Here is a 15,764-nt window from a genome sequence, read left to right as displayed (position 1 = left end):
TTGTAGTTCTCCTTATTTAAATAAATTAATGTTTTCGGCAATCAGTCTTTGGCGTTCAACTGTATCGGCTACTTTCAAAATTTCGCCTTTGGTTAATGCTCCAGTTCGACCACCTGCTTTTGGATTGTTGCCTTTAAGTTTTTCATTGACAGCAGCTTCAATAGCCTTGTCAAATTCTGCTTTAATGGCACCAATGTTGTTTTTTGTTGTTTCAGCGTCTTCTGATAGCACCATGTCAACAAACGAATCAGGCAGACCGTTTTCTTCAAGTTGGTGTTTAGCCTCATAGCGATACTCACGCATGTTAAGCTCTTTTTCACGTTTATCCAACGTCTCTTGCTTAGCTTTGTCTTCCGCTTCCTTGCGTTCGGCAGCAGACATCTTAGCAAGCTTTTCAGCATTACTAATTTCTGTTTGCTTTTCCTCGTCCCACTTTGCTTTAGCAGTCTGCAAAGCATTGGCAATACGCTTATCTACTTCGGAATCAAATTCCTTTGGCGTAAACGTCAACTTGTCATCTTGAGTTTCTGTTTGCTCTTGATTGTCAGTTGTTTCAGTGCCTGTGTCTGTTTCTTCTGTGTTAACTTCATCAGCCATATTAAAATCTCCTGTATTTGTAGCCCATACACACTGCTACTACTCTAATGTCCCATGCACACAACTAAGCCCACACACAACGTTCGCAACAGCCCATACACACTTATTTGAATAGATTTAACGACGTGTTCAGGTCGAACGATTGCAATTAAAAATCCCAATCCATGTCCGGTAAATCATCTACCGTGTCTGAATCGAGATATTTATTGTATTTAGTTAGATTACTTGCCGCTGGTACGATTGTACTTCGACAGTTAGGGTGCATTGCTGGTGCATTCGTTCCAGGCATAAACTCGCTCAACGGGAATGTTTGGCCATTCATTTCACGACAGATTGATGATGTACGTCTATCCAAAACAGCCACAAAATCATATTCTTTAACGCCCATATTGTCATATCGTTTCGCAGTTGAAGCATTAGCAACATACGTAGATTCGGTACGAACTAGGCGTTCTGTATTTGGCTTAGTGCCACCAAAAGTATCACGCAACTTCTTAGCTGTGACACGTGGATTAGTGCCGTTAATAGCAGCTTTAACTAACTCGTCTTTTAACTTGTTAGCTAGAACATCATTATCACGCCATATTCGCTGTGAATAGCTAGCACCGCTCCATTCCATTTGTAAGATTGATTCAATTTCACGTTCATTCAATGTCTTTATTGCATTACCAAACGACAAAGCACTGTATATATATGCACCTTCTTTAGCAAGATATGCGGTAAACGTTTCTGATTGAGCGTTGCTTGCCTGCAATATCCTAAAATCAATCTCTAGTTTCAACAGTTCTAATCGACTAATCTTAGATGTCATGTACTGTGCATTCAATCGCTTTAACAGCTCTGGATTGTCCTTGTTTGACATTCGATAAGCATTTGCACGTTTCACATAGTCGTCAAGGTCAACAGCTCTCACACGCTTTATAGCTTCATCATACGAAATTGTATTCTTATCTGCATACTTCTCATAGAAATCATCTATCTTGCGTGAAATATCATCTGACGCAGCTTGATATTCTTTCAACACGGCATTAGTCAGCTCTGTGTCTTTGACATCTAGCAAGTCCATAATTTCCTTTGTACGTTTTTCCCAATAATTATCAGCCATTTACACCACCATCATCAGGTTTCAACTGTGAGTAGCCAGTTTGCGTTTGAAAGTTATCAACATCTTGTTGTTTTTCATCAGCTAACCGTTTCATCTCTGTATCAGCGTTAACGCCTGTAAATGTTTCAAGCAGTGAGAATAATGTTTCATCACTGATAACACCATATAGCTGTTTAAGCTGCGAGACACGTTCTTCATCATTCTGTGGCACGTTTGGCGTGAACTTAACTTGAATATCGTTAATCAAGTCATACAAGCCCTCTTGCTTACCTGTTGTTGATACGCTGTTCTTGATAGCCCACACATTACCAAGCAAACGCAAACGGCGCATAATCCCGCGTGTCATCAGACGTTCTTTGGTCTTGCGAAGATTATCGTTACCCATGAGCTTATATTTCATAGCTTCACCAGACTGTGTACCAGCAAAGTTCTTGTCATTAGTATCTGGTGTGAACGTGAAGCGTAGAATGTCATCAACCAACCGCTTCTTATAGGCTTCAGCACCGGTGGAATCATATTCTTTGGTCAAATAGAAAGCATTCGGATTGGGTCCGTCTGGATCGCTATTGTTATCCATTATCAGCATTCTAGCTTTTTTCATTGACTCAAATACAGATGTACTAGAATTTGCAGTCGGTATTGGTTTACCGAAATCATCAAGCAACGGTTCACCATCAGCGTCTAATTGATACTCTGGCTCTGCTGTTCCAGTTACTGGATTACCAATCAACACAAGGTAGGCGTCGTTCATATCTTGTTGAAAGTTAGCCAATTCTGACTGTGACAGATCATAGGCATCAATTCCATCTAGTACGCTCTCAAAGTCGCCTAATCGTTCCTCATTGTTCTTGTACTCATTGATTGGCACACCATTGTAAGCGTGTTCGGCAACATCAACAAATGTCATGCTACTAAAAGAAGATGATTCAGACTTGTAGAAATATATCTTGTCTGCTGTGTAGACTTCAACAAAGCTGTTTGTATCGCTGTCACTATAACTAATTTGATAAAAGCGCACACCAAACAATGAATTAGCAGCAATCGTATCATCATAAACGACAAATGTTTGCTCTGGTTCAAGTTTAGTAATGCGCTCTTGTGCGTTGGTATCTGAATAGACAAGTTCGTATGCACGTCCGTATATACTCAAATCAGTTTCAAGTAATCCGTCATGATAATCAGCACCGTTTTGCTTTGAAAAGTCGTTAATCTTATCGAGCAAGTTTTCGCTTTCGCTGTCATAGGTAATTGGATTACCCAACATGTACCCTTGCATGAATACCGTGATGTATTTAGCCCAATCACTAGCAATGCGATTGTCGGCACGGTCTTTGTCTCGTCCTGTATCACGATACTTGATGTTGTTATCAGCCAAATAATAGCGTTTCAACTCTTGTAATCGTGGTAGCTGCCTAGACTGAAATAACTTGATGTAATCATTGACTTTTTCAATAAATCCATTCGAACCCATGTCAACAATATTTTCAAAGTCATTAGCCGACATTTTAAACACTTCATTTGCTTGCGGTCCAAACCTTGTTTTAGTTAAAAAATCTATTGTCATAATTACCTTCCTAATCCTAATTGCTTAAATGCTTCCATGCGATCATTGGTGCTCTTTCTAGTCATAATTAGTGGCTCTGCTGCATATCTCATAGCGTCCATCAAGTGGTTGTTTTTATCGACAGCCTTACCAACCCAACCACCGTCTTTGTCGGTATCATAAACATACGAGTTAAGTTCTTCTATGGTGTGTTCAAGTGCTGGTAACACATGTATTTTGAAATCCTGTAAATAAGTAACACCAAACATGATTTCGTACTTGTGTGCACGTTTCATGCCTGATATACCTTTGTTTTTCAATTCCTGTATCATGCGGTCACCACCGTTAGCATAATCAGCTCTAATATCGCCTTGCCGATAGCCATGAACATAAAGCCATCTAAATATTTCATCAGTTAGCATGTGTTGCTTATACATTTCTTTGTAGATATAAACATCATTTGTTCTAGTATTGATTGCATATTCGATAAATGCTGTCGGGTCTGGTCCATACCCCCAATCCATTCCGCGTACAATACGAGCGTCTTTAACAATTTCTCTAACGTCAAACTTCTCAACGACAGTGTTCTCATATATCAGCCCCTCTGCAACGCCCCATTCACCATCAACGGCAACTCTTGCACGTCTAGGATTGCGTTCTTTCATCTCTAAAAGGCGATTAACATAATCTTCATCAAGAAACGGATTGTCTTTGTAGGTGGTTGTTATGGCTAACGAGTTATCAACTCTAGTATCTTCGTCAAAAAATTTAGGTTTCAGCCAATGACGTTCGTTCCAGGGATTAAACGTTAACACAGTTTGATAAAAACCGTTTGGATCATCAATCACACCACGCATAGATTCATCAACCGTTTCAAATGATTCTTCTAACTCCATTTGATAGGCTTCTTCAACCCACAAGCGACACAAGTTACCAGTCTCAACAGATATTGACGTGATAGACAATGGTTTATCGGCACCACGAAACAATATCTTTTGTCCTGTTGGCTTATATGTTATTTCAGGCAGTGAGCCATTGAATTGAAAAAGGCTACCAACGCCCATGCGATTAGCAACCTTTTGTAACAATGTGAATGTTGATTGTCTGTTAGTGTTTGCGTATCGTCTCAATACAAGCCAGTTCACGTATGGTTTGGTCACAATATCAAGAATGACCTTAGTGGCTACTCCCTCGCTCTTACCGCTACCACGGCTACCTTTATACGCTATATAGCGTGCTTTACTGTTAAACAAAGGTGCATAAGCCTTACTGACCATTTTAGGTAGATTCCAATTGATTGTAGGCATTAGCTGTCCTCCTCAAATGGATTGATGTTAATAGTAATGTCACCGTTGCCACCGTCTAACAATTCTGATTTCTTTTGAGCAATATCAGCATCAGCTTTCATCTTACGTGCTTTATCATCTTCGTATGATGTTTCTTCCTTACTTGGTTTAATCAACTTTGAGAGTAAGTCTGCTGCTCTAACTGCGTCACCGACACTACCTGCAATTTCAGAAACCTCAACAACCTCTTCGTTTACCACTTTTTCGTATGTATTGTCATCACCGGAACCGTGCACTGTTAAGACGGTAGGTTTCTTCAATACATTAGTAACTTGCTCCGTTTCTTGGCGACGCATGACACGAGTCATAAACTCCAATATCTCTTTTTGCTCTGCAATCTTCTCTTTATCAATCTTTTCCAATCGCTTTGCTATGTATTCAGATATGTCAGGTTTTGTCAGGTTTTCACTACCAACGCTCCTTGCAGTTTTCTTGCTATAACCAGCTTCAATCGCTGACTGCGTAGCGTTTCCGGTCTTGATATATTCATCAGCAAACTTCTTCTGCTTTGGCGTTAATTTCATGTCATTGTGTCACCTCCTTTCAAATTCACTGCAAAATAAAAAGCGCTTATGCGCTTAGTTGCTTTTTTCATCTAATTCAGGAACTCCAAAACTTCGTCCGTAAATGACGCCTAGCACGTCCATGTATACCAAATATAAATTATCACAGTTTCCCTTGAAATTACGTTGAATCGAGATCATGGGAACGGCTACCTCTTCAGATACGTCTCCCGGAAGGACTCTCTCAAATTTTCGTTGTTTTGCACCTAAATCGTAACTAAAGTCAAAACTTGATATTTCTGGATCTTTGTAATTTTTATGGTCAGTTAGACTTTTATCATGATTTTCTTTCAAAATTTTATAATCTTTTGAATTGCAAATACCTATATATTTAAAAGAGCTGGGCATCATTCCACTGTTGGTACCAAAAAAGAAAACTTCTGTTTCACCACTTAAAGTAACGCCTCCGGTTTTATTATCTTGACGCCTAATCATTCTTTCACCGATGGCTATTTCCAAATAACGTCCTTTTTCTTCGTTATGTTGGTCTGTTTGCTGCTTTATTTGTCGGTATACAAAATAAATAGCAGTTACCGATCCTAACCCGCTTACCCAATCCGCCACATTACCAAAAACCTCTGAGTTACGGTACGTAATTGCCAAAATAGCCAAGCATAACATGCCACCCATTAGTCCACCTATTATTCCAAAGATTAATGGCTTAATCCAATCTTTCATCTCCAACCTCCAATAGCAGTAATTATACTACTAGAGAGACGTGGGTTGGATTAGAAATTGCGGATTGTATATTTTTCAAGCGTTATTTATATTAACCTAATTTTTTTGGATTAAAATATAAGTAACACAATCTAAATTAAGGAATTTAAATCATGATCAATATAATTATTGACTTATTAAAAGTGCTCATCATCGTAACCGCTATAGGAACCGTTATATCATTTTATCCTGCTCGTGCATCATTCACTAATGCTCAAAAAACATGGATAATGCTGTTGTTATTAGTCGCCTTGCTTTTCATGGTATTTGAATTAGTTTCAGGCGGCGCTTTAGAATTCATTAACCACTTTTTTGAAAGCATTGATGAGATGACTCACTACTTTTAGTTAAACGTGCCACTGATGACCATCTTTAGATTTGTCGGCCCATTCTACTTTTCGCCAGCTCTTGTCCCAAGTAGCCGGTTGATGACAATCATAATATCTTGTGGAACGTCTTTCTGATTTCCATTCCTTTTGAGCCATCACTAGTCGTTTATGGTGTCGTCGCCGATTTCCTTTGCGGTACCACGAGTAATTGCTCCAATCATGCAGAAACACTTTATAAAACTTATACATAAAAATATCCTTTCACTAATGGTTTAAACGTGCCACTCGGCAACTAAATAAAGTGTTCAACTTTCAAGCGGTCGTCATTGTACTCTAGTGCATACATCAACTTGTTGGCACCAACAAAGCCATTCATCTCTTCCCACTCGTCTGTCTTCTTAGGGGTTGAGAATTGCCTGATAATCACGCCTTGCTTATCCTCTGTCTTCTCAAAGTGAAGATGACCAACGTGTATTTCGGTAGTGCTTGCGATACCCCATAGATGGCGTTGCTCACTTGCCAATGTTTGACCTGGATTGCGTTTATTGACATCACCATGCTGTATCGAAATCAACACATGTCCCAACAGATAGGCTGTCCTATATTTGTTGTTAACATCTACCTGTGCTTGTTGAAAGCGTTCTTTAACCCAAAGCATGAACATATAAGCCAAATCAAAGTCATGATTACCGCCTACTGATTTGATCATCACTGTATTGGCGTTCTCTAGTGAAGCAACCACAACAGCTTGTAAAAACTGCATAGCTTCATCAACAGCACGTGGCATTTCAACATCTTTCAAAATTGTTGACTTAACTGTTTCCGTGGTGTTGATTTTGTCAGAATGAAGCATATCACCAATCATTTCTATTGAGATAGTGCGATAACCTTTTTTGATAACATCAATCAATTCAGCTAACTTGTCTTGAACATCTGCTAATTGTGTAACACCCCAGTGCATATCGGTAATTGGTATCACAAGATTATGCTGACGTTCTGGTTTGATAACTTGCTTGACCTTGATTGGTTTAATATCATGTGTTAATACTTCAACTGCTCGTTTGATATCGTTATCAACTTTAGGCTTAACCGTAATCTTAGACTGGTACAAATCAATCAAGCCATTCTCAACACTGTTCTGTTGCCAGAAGTTATTGCGTGCTGATACGATATCCCAATCATCAGGATTAAAGCCGTGTGCTCTCAATACGAACTCTGGGTCTTTAGCCTGTTCAGAAGTCATCTGCATAGTGGTAGATGATGTTGTGCTGCCGTCCTTGTTGATGACAATTTCAGTACCACGCTTCACATCTTTGACTTTGTTGTCTGATTGTTGATTATATTTTGTTCTAACACGCCCATTAGTTGAACCCGTGCTAAGATATTGTGATACTGTTCTCCTGCTAAAGTTTTCACCAAATTCATCAAACAATCGTTGTGCTATCTTCCTAGATGACAAACCTTGCTTACCTAGCTCTGCAACTCTATTCTTATGTTCATCAGTCCATTTTGTGTAGCCCATTATCGCCACTTCCTATCATCATAAAAGGCATCTTTGCGCTTGTCTGTATTCGACTTGCGTTTAGATGCCTTCTTGTGTTTCTTATTATATTTTTGTTGCCTGTCTAACCTACGGTAGATGTTTAATTCATCATCACTGGCGACAAGTCGATAATCGTCATCTATTTTCATAACTCATCCTTTTCGTCAAAGAACTTTTGCACCAACAAAATAGATTTAGGATTTACAAATTTATTTTCGCTCTGTATTCTTGCTAAAGCATTAACTGGAATACCAATCTTTAAAGCTAATATGTCTATCGTGTCATGGTGAATTATCGTATATTCAAATAATTTGTTGCTTAAACTTTCTAATGTTTTCATAGTTTCTCTTTTCAAATAAAAAGCACCTGTTAAGGTGCGTGTTCAAAACAAAATAAATCCTTGTGATTGGCGATTAATTTATATAATTTGTTTATGATAATCTATAATAATATGTCAAATGAAGTATATGCCCGTCGTTCCAACTTGATGAGTTTCTGATTCTTCAGGAAAAAAAGAGGATTTTTTGCGTTTAGTAATTAAAATTTTGTCCTCGCCTATACTGTATATATGATACCCAAAAATAAGTAAGACAATATTAAAGTAGAGCGTGTTGTTACTAACAAAGAAAGCACCTTCGATTAGCAACAAAATAATATTCATGATAATTGATGGCCAACTTTCAGGGTCTAGAGAGAGAATCGGTATAATAAATGTGACAAAAAAGTTTAAAATTTGCGAGTCGTAAGATTCTATCTTAATCGGACGATAACTGGGCCGATTCATACTTGCATCTTTTTTTATTATAATTAGCCAAAAAATCAACACAGCAATTGAAAAAATGGATATAATCACTAGTGAACTCCAGAAAATGGGATTCATTTGCCATGTTATCATCATTTCTTTGCTGGTAAATTTTTTAAGTGATTTCAAATAAATCATGAAAAAAACTGGAACATTTGATGAAAAAAACAAAGTCCATTTTAACAAGATTTTAATCATTGATTTACCTCCCTGTATCAACCCCATCCATACCCGCAATTAGAGTAGTGTAATAAGCATCTTGCATTAAATTTATGTAATCTCCTATTTGAGCCGAATCATCATAAATAAACTTTCCCGATTTGGTTTTTATTTGTAAATTAAATTTATTGATCACTTCATTTGTTTTTTTAATATTTTTTAGAAATAATACTTCGTCTCCATTTTGGTGAATTTTGTATAGTCTTTTAACAAAGTTTCCATGTGCCAGTGCTGCATCGCGAAACTGTTCATAATTTACAATTTTTTCTTGTATCAATTTATTTTCAAATACTTTTTTGGCTCCATCAGTAAACTCATTTTTAAGTTTTAGGATTCTCTCGAAGGAAATATGTTCAAATATACAAATATCATCTCCAAAGATGACGAAATCTATATGATCATCAACTCCCAAAAAATCTGTATCCTGTAGAGATTTAAAATGACCATCGACTAAATGACCGTAAAATCCTCTTTTAAAGGTACTCAATTTTTTTGCTCTACGAAAAAAATATATTGATTTCTTCTCATTACTCGATTTGTCATTATATTCAATGTCATAAACAAAGTAACTAAATTTATTGTTCCCGAATCGGGTTGGCATAGTCTTGGTATCTGAAAACGAATCAACGATGCTGTCAATGTTATCTTTGTACATTTGCACCGTAGTATTTTCAATTATCTCGTCATCAGAGCCAATCAAATTATAATTTTCAGCAGTACAATGACTGTATTTTTCTAGGTTACTATATATTATTTGTTTTATGTCACCCCGAAGTTTAGGTTCAATAGTTGGTGATATGGTCGTTAATTTTGTAGGGCCGATATGAACCATGTACATCGCGACTTCTTTACTTTCATCCACTGCTTCCTTCAACTTACCAAAATCCATAATAATTCTCCTAATTTTTAGGACAATTATAGCACTTAAAATATAAGTTGTGCGGACGTACCGCAATGTGAATGAGGCGACTCGAACGCCTTGTACTCCGGAGCAAATCGTGGCTCACATACATTCACGTAATGATAGATATTCCAACCTATCGTATTTTTACATACACAGTGGCTTTTTCCGAAGCGTGTGTAACGTTGCTTTTAATGGATGAGCAATAACCCTGTTTCAAATTATCTGATGATACAAATATAGCACCGTTTATTTGCATAAAACGTCAGAAAAACGTTTGTTTATACACACTGTCACAACACAGCACCAAGAATATGTTTAATCTCTGTACGGTATGACCTAGCTGTACTTTCAGATATGTGAAACTGCTACGCTACCTTAACCCATGTGACAGACTTACTTGCATAATAATACGCAACTACTTTCTGCTTGTCTGGCTCAAACGTGGCTATCCAACGTTCAACGTCTTCCTTTTGCTTTTTGAGACCGTTAAGGTATCTGTCTTCATCAATACGTATCACCATGTCATCAACTGGACGTGTGTGCTTGTTCTGCGCACGACCGCCACCGATATTCTCATCAACTTCTTGGCTGTCATACCGTATCGTTTCTTCACGCTGTTTAATTCTTAAATTGAGACGACCAGAGAAGTAGTCTCTCAAAATGCTATCTATCCTGTCCGCCAACATTCTCACCTAAACTTTCATAAACACTAGCCAATGTGTTTTCTGACGCTTTTGCCCAAACAATGGTTCAACTCTAATGACATCTAATATTTCTCGCAGTGGTATTTGACTATCATTCCACTTGAATATCAGTGTTCCGTTCCGCTTAAGCACTCGCATTCCCTCATCAAAGCCTAGTTTGATTATTTTTTGCCAATTATCCGCATTGAGTGTTCCATATTTTTTGGCCAACCAACTATTATCACCAGCATGGATTAAATGTGGTGGGTCAAACAGCACTAAGTTAAACGTTTCGTTATCAAACGGTAGTCCTAACGTCCAATCTGCTAATACATCAGGGTCCACATCAATCACGTGACCTGATGATAATTGTTCATGTAACTGTCGCTTATCGACAAATGTCGCACGATTGTTTTGCTTATCAAACCACATCATTCGACTTCCGGCAGTCATATCTAATACAGGTGTATCAATTCTATCCGCCACGCTTTGCTCCTTTAACTATTCGTCAGTAACAATTACAGAATCATTATCACCGATGTAGATTGACATTTTCTTACCAGTGACATTGTCAACCAAATTTAGCCCCTGTCCTTTACGATCAAAACTAAATTTACCAGTGTATTTGTAAATATCTTTTCCGGTATAATCTTTGATTACTATTTCTCGTTTTTGCTTATTGTCATACTCTAATTTGTAGGACTTTTTAGCTTTTACATAGCTAGATGAGTGTGTGTAGTTGTGATAAGCAGACGAACCACCCAAAACTAAACTCACAAGCAGAAAAACCGCTCCTATTGATCCAATAACGATTCCTATCTTTATCTTTTCGTAATATGCGAAAGTCATACCGGCAATAATAATAGCAATTGGTACAACGAATAGTACGAGCCAGATAATCCAAGACATTGGTGTTGGTGTGATATAAAACATAATTTAATTCTCCTTTTTTTGTTTTAGATATTTCAATACAATATAAGTAACTGCGACCATTGCTGACAATAACATGCCAGACTCAATCGCATGCTGTAAGTTGTGTCCTATTTCAATCATCAATTTGCATTTATCTCCTTTTTTGTTAGAATAATATTTTGTATAAAATTTGGGGGAATCGTATGACCTATGTCATTTCATTTGCAATCATTATTTTTTTAGTGCTAATTATAGGTATTGTCATTAAAAACAGCCACATAATTTTTTGGTCCGCCATCGGGCTATGTTGGCAAGCAATCATAATTTTTCTTCTAGCCACAGTGTTCATTTTTGTCTGATGGCTTTTTTGTTACAATTAGCTCGTATATTTCCAATCTTGGATTTGATTTATCGATATAAAAATCTTCGTCAAACCCCTTGATGTGTTTAATATTGTCATTTTGTAAAAATATGTTGCCTCGCACCTTGGCAGTTTGCATACCGTCAAAAATAAACTTCTTGAGAAACGCCCAATTATCTGGATCTATTCTGCCATCTGGTAAATACCAATCAAGTTTCAATTTGCACGGCCATTCAAAAGCTATATTATCGACCATAGCCTGTGAAAAAACGTTTCTGGTGTAAGTAGTAGCGAGACGTTTTAAACGTGCTCCTGCATACCTATTTTTTCGTTCTGCGTCAATATATTTGTTTAGCGTCACCTGTTTAAGAAACGTTAAATCTAAAATTACTTTACTCAGTTTGTTCACCTCATATTCAGTCCATGTGCCAAAGCTATTTTTTCGTCAATCTTGATGCCATTCAGGTGGTACTTATTCATGAATGACTGAATGCCTATCTTGTGCTGCTCTTGATGATGTTCACGGCACAGGCTCATTGCTCGCAACCCTAAATGGTTTATCTTCTGACGATTACCGCCATTCGCACCCACGCTATCAACGTGTGCCAAATCGGCGTGAGACTTACCGCAAATCACGCAGCGCTTGTCTAGCAAACACCTATACTCCCACCGTGCAATTTCCTGCGGCTCTAACTCATTCAACGGCTTCACACTCAAACTAATGTCATGTATCACTGCATAATCTAGCAACATGTTGATGAACTGGTTTGTATCAGTCTTAGTACCCTTAGCAGCACTCAAACTAAATTCTCCAAAGTCTAGGCTGTTGTAATACTCATACATGGCATAGAAGTGCTGTTTCACCGTTTCAGGGGTTTCGATCCAGTAGCCGCCCACTTGCGACCACCAGATGTCATGTAACAAAGCGAACGCAAACTTTCGCTGTTGTGCTGACACACCGTTTTCATCACTCGCTATCAATGACACCACCTGTTGCTGTCCGTTGGCGTGATACTTCTCTAGCATGTGGATATCATCAGTGCTCAACTGCAACGTGATTAGACCTTTGTTTGGGTCAATCTTATTCAGTTTTGCGAATAGCTCTGTCAATCATCAATTACCCCATTGTCAATTCTATTTTTGAGTATCTTAAGCGCATGTTCGTGAAATGGTAATTCACTTTCATAAAATTTCAAAACATTTTTTGCATTGACATAAATAGTTTGAGTGCTTTTATGGTATCCATCTCTATCCCAACCACTTGTCATCATGATCTCAACCTGTTGATATTTATCATCAGAAATAATCTTTTTAATATCTTCAATTGACGAAATCAGATCATTATTTTGTTTTTTCAATTCACGATACTTACCAATCAAATCCCGATATTCATTAGCTTGCATTTTCGCTTGCTTCCTTTCTCATCTCTTGCAATACGGCAATCGCTTCTGGTGCACTCTGCCAAACTTCTAAAATCGATACGTAATTAGCACTGGCGCATTTAACCATTTTTGTGAGTGATCCATTTTCTTTTAATCGTCTACCTAACTCTTCAAAATTAACCGCTGGAAATGATTGACTGTTACTAGATGTCGGTATTCCCATTGCCTTTAATCTGATTGCTAGGAGTACAAAATCTAAAGGTCCTTTGCCGCGTCCGTCAGCCATTCTGGTAACTCCCTTTCTGGCTCATCAACTGGCTCTGAAACACTAGCTAACCGTGGCTCGATAATATTTCTTCTACCGCCATACCTTGAAGCCTTTTGAGATTTACTCTTTAATTCATCAGCTTCAACCGCTTTCAGAGTGAACAGTTTTTTGTTGTACCATTTTTTAGTGATAGCCAATACGTAGTTAAAATTATTGGCACTATTAAGTGCTGCAATCTCCATTGCTTTGGTTATGATGCTTACTGCTTCATCTTCGTTAGATTCGCTAGCAAAATCTTTCAGTTCATCATTGATTTTTTCTGAGACGATTGGACTGACCAAACCAAAACCATTTTTTTCATAAACAGCCACAATCTTTTGATATGCTGTTGGCTCTTTATTTATGTCTGTCTCTATATCTATCTCTTTCTCTATCTCTAACTCTATCTCTGGTGTACTTTTGTCGGAATTTTGTCGGACATTTGTCCCAATTGACTTTTTTTCATCTATTTCCGAACGATAACGACGTTTTCTGTCTGCTTCGGTCGAGGTTTTACCTATAAAACTTTGAATGTCTAACATATAGATTTCACCAGTTTCCAAAACCTCAATCAGTCCAAACTTTTTGAACATGTCAATCGCTCTCGTGACATCACCCAAACTATGACCAGTAACCGTTGCCAACATTTCAGCATTGAAAGGAATCCGTTCGTTGAACATTAAACGTCCGTCATATTTGAGACTTTTGAGATACATTTTTAATAATATATTTGAGAATTTATAGCCGTCATTTGGAATACTCTCCAACAATTTGATTTCATCACTATCAAAGAAGTTTTCCTTGAGACGTATATAATAATATTTTTTGTTATCTGCCACTTGTTACCTCCTAGGGCATCACACCCATTTGTATGGTTGCGCCATATCGCTGTGAATGCAGTGCGTTACAATGACTACTTGCGCTAGCTTGTAATCTAAACTCCACTGGTGCTCGGTTTTACCACATTGAGCTGGTGGTGTTCCTATTGCAGTAATTGTGCAATTTTAGCTAAATCATCTTTAATGTCTTTACCGCCATAAATGCCTTCATCTTCGTAGTTTGAGTACAATTCAGAAAAGGCACGATTTAGATCACGCTTTAACAAATCCAAAGGCGTCAATTCTGGTTGTTTGTTTTGGTCGTATTCTGCTAATCTTGCTTGACTAACGATTTCGTTTTGAACCTTACCAACAATCTTTCCTGTTGGTGTAAATGTCCCTAATTTTCGCCAATCGTTAGCGCTTAATTGATGCTGATTATCCAATTGGTGTAACTCATTTTGTTCATCAATAAACGCTTCCAGAATAGGCATGTTAGCGTCTAAACGTGTTTTCTCCCACGTATTAGTGCGCTCAACCAAATCTTCACGGACACTTAACAAAGTATCTAAAGCAGCTACTGCACCATGATTTTCTTCATAGAACGCTTCACTGCGTCGCTTATCCTCTGCTTTAAGTTCTTTCTTAATCAGGTCAGCATTCTTTTTCAAATCACTTTTAACAGCGTTGGCACGTGACCCTTGAGCAGCAGTTACAATAGTTTCTGGCAATGATTTATATTCTTCGGCGATTGCTAACAAATCACTGTAATTAACCATCACACCATTTTCAAAACTCAATGCTGGTTTAGTCTCTAACATCAATTGTCACCTCCAAGATTTTGAGCGAACGGATTGGGCGCAGTCTCTTTTTCAACATCACTTAATTCACCGAATAGACTCGCTTCCTCAGCATTCATTTCTGGTTCATTTGCCGTTTCAACCGGTGCCTCAATATTCGCTGGTTCTGGTGTGACATCTTGAATACCAGCTTGAACAAATTCAGCTTGTGTATCTTCTGCTAACGCTCGTTTCATTTCACTAGACTTTGGTGCATACTGTAAAATAGATTTAAGCACCGTTTTTTTAGCCATTGCATCAAAATCAGTCGACCAAGGACCCTTTTTAGATTTACTGAAGCGATCACGATGGGCTTCAACTTTTTCTTTTGGCCAGTATGCTGCCATTTTGAATCCGTTAACTAACGTGAAGAAAGCATAATAGCCAATGATTTTTCCTGTTTCTTCGCCGTCAGTCACCAGCTCTTGGTTGTACTTGTCCCATTTTGGATTTTCACCCTCATATACACTTTCAGCTCCGAATGATTTCATCTGTCCGCTTCGCATTGCCAATTGAACAATGCCTTTATAGCCAAGTTGGAATTGCGCATCACCTTTGTAAGGAACTAAATAGGCTTCCCCTACCGTTGGCAATAGAGACAGACCCAATGCGCTAGCTTTGGTTGCTTCAACGATGACGGTGCCTAGTTTTGCATGCTGCAATGCCGGATTACCAGAAATGGTCAATGCCACTTCTTTTGCAAATGACTTGGCGCTTTCTCCAGCTGTTGCAGCGAACTGATCCACGACTTTGTCACTACTTAATTGCTTTGCTAATGTTATTTCGTTTGCCAT

General features: G+C 38.0%; 22 protein-coding genes. 1 reads left to right on the top strand and 21 read right to left on the bottom strand.

Annotation, left to right across the window (positions count from 1 at the left end):
* Positions 1-12: 12 nt before the first annotated feature.
* The 6 genes from FF105_RS00980 to FF105_RS00955 all read right to left on the bottom strand — a co-directional run bounded on the left by FF105_RS00980 (position 13) and on the right by FF105_RS00955 (position 5,832).
* Positions 13-597 carry a DUF4355 domain-containing protein gene (locus FF105_RS00980; protein ID WP_290046049.1) on the bottom strand — a complete coding sequence of 195 codons (585 nt, stop codon included), beginning with the start codon at positions 595-597 and terminating at the stop codon, positions 13-15.
* A 148-nt stretch (positions 598-745) separates the two neighbouring features.
* The gene (locus FF105_RS00975; RefSeq protein ID WP_290046048.1) at positions 746-1,702 is read right to left on the bottom strand and encodes a minor capsid protein; all 957 of its coding nucleotides are present in this window, start codon (positions 1,700-1,702) and stop codon (positions 746-748) included.
* The gene (locus FF105_RS00970; protein WP_290046046.1) at positions 1,695-3,266 is read right to left on the bottom strand and encodes a phage portal protein; all 1,572 of its coding nucleotides are present in this window, start codon (positions 3,264-3,266) and stop codon (positions 1,695-1,697) included. The genes FF105_RS00975 and FF105_RS00970 overlap by 8 nt, the downstream gene beginning before the upstream one ends.
* Before the next feature lie 2 nt (positions 3,267-3,268).
* Entirely contained in the window at positions 3,269-4,552 is a 1,284-nt protein-coding gene (locus tag FF105_RS00965; protein ID WP_290046045.1) for a PBSX family phage terminase large subunit, read from the bottom strand.
* Positions 4,552-5,115 (bottom strand): terminase small subunit, encoded by a 564-nt coding sequence (locus FF105_RS00960; RefSeq protein ID WP_290046042.1) that lies wholly within the window; start codon positions 5,113-5,115, stop codon positions 4,552-4,554. The genes FF105_RS00965 and FF105_RS00960 overlap by 1 nt, the downstream gene beginning before the upstream one ends.
* A gap of 54 nt (positions 5,116-5,169) precedes the next feature.
* The gene (locus tag FF105_RS00955) at positions 5,170-5,832 is read right to left on the bottom strand and encodes a hypothetical protein (RefSeq protein ID WP_290046039.1); all 663 of its coding nucleotides are present in this window, start codon (positions 5,830-5,832) and stop codon (positions 5,170-5,172) included.
* A gap of 152 nt (positions 5,833-5,984) precedes the next feature.
* On the opposite strand from FF105_RS00955, the gene FF105_RS00950 reads away from it, so the two are divergent.
* A complete protein-coding gene (locus tag FF105_RS00950) occupies positions 5,985-6,218 on the top strand; it encodes a hypothetical protein (protein ID WP_290046037.1) in 234 nt (77 codons plus the stop codon).
* Between the two features lie 274 nt (positions 6,219-6,492).
* Here the strand turns inward: FF105_RS00950 and FF105_RS00945 are convergent, their stop codons facing one another.
* The 15 genes from FF105_RS00945 to FF105_RS00875 all read right to left on the bottom strand — a co-directional run bounded on the left by FF105_RS00945 (position 6,493) and on the right by FF105_RS00875 (position 15,764).
* Positions 6,493-7,722, bottom strand: coding sequence for a helix-turn-helix domain-containing protein (locus FF105_RS00945; RefSeq protein ID WP_290046034.1), 1,230 nt, complete (start codon positions 7,720-7,722; stop codon positions 6,493-6,495).
* Positions 7,722-7,892 (bottom strand): hypothetical protein, encoded by a 171-nt coding sequence (locus FF105_RS00940; protein ID WP_290046032.1) that lies wholly within the window; start codon positions 7,890-7,892, stop codon positions 7,722-7,724. The genes FF105_RS00945 and FF105_RS00940 overlap by 1 nt, the downstream gene beginning before the upstream one ends.
* Complete coding sequence (locus tag FF105_RS00935; protein ID WP_290046029.1) at positions 7,889-8,083, bottom strand: hypothetical protein; 195 nt, start codon at positions 8,081-8,083, stop codon at positions 7,889-7,891. Before FF105_RS00935 ends, FF105_RS00940 begins: the two co-directional genes overlap by 4 nt.
* 114 nt (positions 8,084-8,197) lie before the next feature.
* Entirely contained in the window at positions 8,198-8,743 is a 546-nt protein-coding gene (locus FF105_RS00930) for a hypothetical protein (protein ID WP_290046026.1), read from the bottom strand.
* A 4-nt stretch (positions 8,744-8,747) separates the two neighbouring features.
* Entirely contained in the window at positions 8,748-9,653 is a 906-nt protein-coding gene (locus tag FF105_RS00925; protein ID WP_290046022.1) for a Kiwa anti-phage protein KwaB-like domain-containing protein, read from the bottom strand.
* A gap of 380 nt (positions 9,654-10,033) precedes the next feature.
* Positions 10,034-10,351 carry a DUF722 domain-containing protein gene (locus FF105_RS00920; RefSeq protein WP_290046020.1) on the bottom strand — a complete coding sequence of 106 codons (318 nt, stop codon included), beginning with the start codon at positions 10,349-10,351 and terminating at the stop codon, positions 10,034-10,036.
* 9 nt (positions 10,352-10,360) lie between these two features.
* On the bottom strand, positions 10,361-10,804 hold the full coding sequence (locus FF105_RS00915; RefSeq protein ID WP_290046274.1) for an SAM-dependent methyltransferase: 444 nt from the start codon (positions 10,802-10,804) through the stop codon (positions 10,361-10,363).
* Between the two features lie 48 nt (positions 10,805-10,852).
* Positions 10,853-11,284: a hypothetical protein gene (locus tag FF105_RS00910; RefSeq protein WP_290046018.1), complete on the bottom strand. Its 432-nt coding sequence runs from the start codon at positions 11,282-11,284 to the stop codon at positions 10,853-10,855.
* Between the two features lie 311 nt (positions 11,285-11,595).
* Positions 11,596-12,024, bottom strand: a complete 429-nt coding sequence (locus FF105_RS00905) for a dTDP-glucose pyrophosphorylase (protein WP_290046272.1) — start codon at positions 12,022-12,024, stop codon at positions 11,596-11,598.
* A gap of 5 nt (positions 12,025-12,029) precedes the next feature.
* Positions 12,030-12,734, bottom strand: coding sequence for a putative HNHc nuclease (locus tag FF105_RS00900; protein WP_290046016.1), 705 nt, complete (start codon positions 12,732-12,734; stop codon positions 12,030-12,032).
* Positions 12,731-13,027, bottom strand: coding sequence for a hypothetical protein (locus FF105_RS00895; RefSeq protein WP_290046013.1), 297 nt, complete (start codon positions 13,025-13,027; stop codon positions 12,731-12,733). The genes FF105_RS00900 and FF105_RS00895 overlap by 4 nt, the downstream gene beginning before the upstream one ends.
* A complete protein-coding gene (locus FF105_RS00890; RefSeq protein WP_290046011.1) occupies positions 13,017-13,292 on the bottom strand; it encodes a hypothetical protein in 276 nt (91 codons plus the stop codon). The genes FF105_RS00895 and FF105_RS00890 overlap by 11 nt, the downstream gene beginning before the upstream one ends.
* Complete coding sequence (locus FF105_RS00885; RefSeq protein ID WP_290046008.1) at positions 13,262-14,152, bottom strand: phage replisome organizer N-terminal domain-containing protein; 891 nt, start codon at positions 14,150-14,152, stop codon at positions 13,262-13,264. Before FF105_RS00885 ends, FF105_RS00890 begins: the two co-directional genes overlap by 31 nt.
* Positions 14,153-14,295: 143 nt before the next feature.
* Complete coding sequence (locus FF105_RS00880) at positions 14,296-14,952, bottom strand: hypothetical protein (protein ID WP_147651094.1); 657 nt, start codon at positions 14,950-14,952, stop codon at positions 14,296-14,298.
* Positions 14,952-15,764, bottom strand: a complete 813-nt coding sequence (locus tag FF105_RS00875; RefSeq protein ID WP_147651095.1) for a recombinase RecT — start codon at positions 15,762-15,764, stop codon at positions 14,952-14,954. The genes FF105_RS00880 and FF105_RS00875 overlap by 1 nt, the downstream gene beginning before the upstream one ends.

The sequence above is a fragment of the Leuconostoc sp. UCMA20149 genome (genome assembly GCF_030400235.1).
Classification (GTDB): domain Bacteria; phylum Bacillota; class Bacilli; order Lactobacillales; family Lactobacillaceae; genus Leuconostoc; species Leuconostoc pseudomesenteroides.
This window is presented reverse-complemented; position numbering and strand designations above follow the sequence as displayed.